This is a genomic window from Collinsella sp. OM06-18AC (genome assembly GCF_003438785.1).
GTDB lineage: Bacteria > Actinomycetota > Coriobacteriia > Coriobacteriales > Coriobacteriaceae > Collinsella.
Map to the genome: position 1 here is coordinate 1 of NZ_QSTX01000016.1, position 259 is coordinate 259.

General features: G+C 66.8%; 1 pseudogene. It reads right to left on the reverse strand.

Annotated elements, in window-relative coordinates:
- A pseudogene (locus DXB86_RS10135) lies at window positions 1–259 on the reverse strand (SIS domain-containing protein); the annotation flags it as partial.

The following is a 259-nucleotide window of genomic DNA, read 5'->3' on the forward strand; positions in this document are numbered from 1 at the left end:
GCGCGGACGCGCTCGTCGAGCTTGCGGTTCTCGTCCTCGCCCATGAACAGGAACACGGGGACGCCGGGCTCCACGAGCTCGAGGGTGCCGTGGAAGAAGTCGGCCGAGGTGATGTAGCGGGTGCGCTTCCACTGCATCTCCTCCAGGATGCACATCGAGAACAGGATGGTCTCGCCCCACAGGGCGCCGGAGCCGATGAACATGGTGTAGGGGGCCAGGGCGTACTTCTTGGCGAGCTCCTCGGCGCGCGGCTCGAAGC